The organism is Microbacterium sp. (genome assembly GCF_051953575.1).
Lineage (GTDB): Bacteria > Actinomycetota > Actinomycetes > Actinomycetales > Microbacteriaceae > Microbacterium.
The window spans coordinates 1-3182 of the sequence record NZ_JBQCIP010000312.1 but is presented as its reverse complement, the minus strand read 5'-3'; the positions used below and the strand labels follow the sequence as shown (position 1 = coordinate 3182).

Here is a 3182-nt window from a genome sequence, read left to right as displayed (position 1 = left end):
GCTGGTCGCGCCCGGGGCCAGCTACACCGCTCCGGCGGACCCGTCCGACATCGAGGCGCTGCGCAACCAGGTCAAGGAGATCATCAAGCAGTACTCGTGGCAGATGGTCTTCGCCGAGAACGAGGGACAGTTCGAGTCGCTCCGCGACGAGCTGATCTCGACCGCCGACGGGCTCGGCTACGACAAGGTGCTCGAGTTCGACATGGACAACGCGAAGGCGCAGAACGACGCGCGCGTCGCGGTGGTCAAGGAATTCGGCTGACGACTGACTGACACGGAGGGCTCGGGATGCGGCATCCCGAGCCCTCCTTCCGTCTGCAGATCGGGCGGATGCCGCCACCGCCGCGCACCGCGGCCCCGGCATCGCCGGCAGACGTCGGTGAGTCAGGACTGGTGGCGAGCGAAGACGCTGCGGAACAGGAACGCCGTCGCGTAGGCTCCGACGGAGAAGCCCACGGTCAGCACGATGAAGCCGAACGGCGGGAAGAGGATGGTGAAGGCGACGAGAGCCGCCGGGACGAGCACCACGCCGAGCGTGCGCGCCGGCTCGGCGGCGGGCAGCAGCAGCGAGTTCTTGAGCGTCTGGCGCAGCGGCGCCCGCAGGTACGCCACCTGCGCCATGCCGTACAGGAACGCGGCGAACAGGTACAGCGCGCCCAGCACGGCGACGATTCCCGCGGCGCCGCCGAGGATCGAGGGCATCGCGAACCAGAACACGCTGCTGTACGCGAGCAGCACGGCGGGGGCAAGCAGGCACAGCATGGCGAGCGTCGCGCGGCCGAAGTCCGCCCGGAACGCGGGCAGGAAGTCCTTCAGGGGGTGGCCGCTCTCGTCGTCGGAGTAGCGGATGGTCACCTCGTACAGCGCGCTCGTCGCCGCACCGATCGTGATGACCGGCAGGCACAGCACGAGGTACAGCAGATTGAGCGCGACGAACGTGAGGAACGTCGTGAGGCCGCTCAGCGCGCGGCTCTCGGGGTCGATGCGCATGGGCGGGTCCTGTCGTGCCTACGGGGCGGTGGTGCTTCCGGTCAGCGCGGGCGGCAGCAGGCGCACCGACGGCTTCGCGCCGTTCGCGAGGATCTCGCAGATCATGTCGGTGGCCGCGGCGCCCATGCCTTCGGCGGGGACGGCGATGCTGTCGGCGAGGCCGGGCACCGAGCGTGCGACGTCCTCGGGGCACAGGGCGATGATGTCGAGGGCGTCGCCGCGCTGCCGGCCGGACTGCGCGATCGTGGCCGCGACGTGCGGCAGGGCGCCCTCGTTGTGAACGAAGAAGCCCGTGATCTCGGGGTCGTCGGCCATGACGCCGGCGACGGTGGCGACCGCCTCCGCGGTGCTGGGGCAGGGATGGACCGTGCCCGTGACGCCGCTCGCCTCGCACGCGGCGAGGAAGCCGCGGGCCAGCCGGTCGGCATACGCGGTGTGGCGCGCCATGACCTCGGGCGGCGAGCCGATGAGGGCGAGCCGGCGGTGGCCGAGTGCGACGAGCCGGTCGACGGCGAGCCAGCCGGCGGCCTCGAAGTCGAAGTCGACGCACGGGATGGTCCGGCGCCCTTCGGGCAGGCCGATGAGCACGCTCGGATGCGAGAGGCTCGACAGCGTGTCGATGCGCGGGTCGTCGGACTCGACGTCCATGACGAGGAGCGCATCGACCATCGATCCCTTGGCCGCGCGCTGGAGCGCCTTGGAGTCGTCGCTGGCCAGCAGCAGGATGTCGTAGCCGTGCTTGCGCGCCTGGGTGACGACACCCGTGACGATCTGCATGACGACGTGGACGTCGACGCCGGTGCGCAGCGGCGCCTGCAGGCCGATGACGTTGGTCGAGCGCGAAGCCAGCGACCGGGCGCCCGCGTGCGGGCTGAACCCGAGGCTGTCGATCGCCTTCTCGACGCGGTCGCGCGTCTCCTGCGAGATCGCGCGCTTGCCGCTCATGACGTACGACACGGTCGAGATCGACACCCCCGCCGCCTGCGCGACGTCCGCGATCGTCACCATCAGGTTCCCCGTCCTGTCAGCTCGAGCACCTGAGCGGTCCCGGGAGCGAGATCGCAGGTGCCCATCGGACCGTCCGGTCCGTACACATTCATTGTCGCCGCTCGCGCGCCCGCGCGAAGACGCGCCCGCATGAGACGGCCATCGGCCCATTCGAGGTCGACCGACACGTCGCCGCGGATCCGGATGCCGCGCACCGCGCCGTCCGGCCACTGCGGCGGCAGCGCGGGGAGCAGGCGCACGCGCACGGAGCCCGCCTCATCGGCCGCCGACTGGACGAGCGCCTCGGCGATCGCGGCGGTCAGCCCCAGGTTGCCGTCGATCTGGAACGGCGGGTGGGCGCTGAAGAGGTTCGGGTACAGGCCGCCGCGCTGGCCGCCGGCCGCATCGTCTGCGGGGCGCAGCGCCATCCGCACGTGCTCGTGCACGGCCGCCCCGTCGCCGAGCCTCGCCTGCATGGCCGCGCGCCAGGCGAGGGCCCAGCCGGTCGACTCGGGTCCGCGGAGGCGGATGGACTCTGCCGCGGCGCGGGCGAGCGCGGGCGTGCGCTCCGGCGTGATCTGCGCGTACGGGAACAGCCCGACCAGGTGCGACAGGTGGCGGTGCAGGGGTTCTGCCTCGATGCGCTCGCGATCCCACTCGCACAGGTCGCCCCGCGCCGAGATCCGCGGATCGGGGAGGGCCGCCGTGCGGGCGGTGAGCTCGGCGACCCACGCCTCGTCGAGGTCCAGCGCGGACGCGGCGCGGCGGCACGCGTCGGCCAGCTCACGCAGGAGTGCGACGTCCATCGTGGCGCTGACGGCGACCCCCCGCTCCTGCCCGTCGGCGTCGAGGTAGTGGTTCTCGGGCGAGGTCGACGGGCTCGTCCACGCGCGGTCGTCCTCGCCCTGGATCCACGACAGCGCGAAGGCCGCCGTCGAGGCGAGCACGGGCCACGCCTGGTCCCGCAGGCGGTCGAGGTCGCCGCCGTACGCGTAGTGCTCCCACAGGTGCAGCGCGAGCCGCACACCGCCGAGCGCCCAGTTCGCCCACGCCGGGTCACCGTGGCCCGCCCCGACCGGCGCGGCGAACGCCCACGCGTCCGAGTTGTGGTGGGCGACCCAGCCGTCCGCGCCGTAGAGCTCGCGCGCCACGACCGGTCCGGTCGTCTCGGACAGCCGCCGCGTGAACCGCAGCAGGGGCTCGTG

3 protein-coding genes and 1 pseudogene are annotated in these 3182 nt (G+C 72.6%); 1 reads left to right on the top strand and 3 read right to left on the bottom strand.

All coding sequences use genetic code 11. The annotated features are described in order from the left end of the window. A pseudogene (locus ACTHNQ_RS19980) lies at positions 1 to 262 on the top strand (ABC transporter substrate-binding protein); the annotation flags it as partial. Positions 263 to 384: 122 nt separating this feature from the next. Here the strand turns inward: ACTHNQ_RS19980 and ACTHNQ_RS19975 are convergent. The 3 genes from ACTHNQ_RS19975 to ACTHNQ_RS19965 all read right to left on the bottom strand — a co-directional run. Further along, positions 385 to 990 carry a YesL family protein gene (locus tag ACTHNQ_RS19975; RefSeq protein ID WP_440335670.1) on the bottom strand — a complete coding sequence of 202 codons (606 nt, stop codon included), beginning with the start codon at positions 988 to 990 and terminating at the stop codon, positions 385 to 387. Positions 991 to 1008: 18 nt separating this feature from the next. Further along, positions 1009 to 1998 carry a LacI family DNA-binding transcriptional regulator gene (locus ACTHNQ_RS19970; protein WP_018173137.1) on the bottom strand — a complete coding sequence of 330 codons (990 nt, stop codon included), beginning with the start codon at positions 1996 to 1998 and terminating at the stop codon, positions 1009 to 1011. Further along, a partial coding sequence (locus ACTHNQ_RS19965) for a glycosyl hydrolase family 95 catalytic domain-containing protein (RefSeq protein ID WP_440335669.1) occupies positions 1998 to 3182 on the bottom strand: 1185 nt, incomplete at its 5' end. The genes ACTHNQ_RS19965 and ACTHNQ_RS19970, both read right to left, overlap by 1 nt.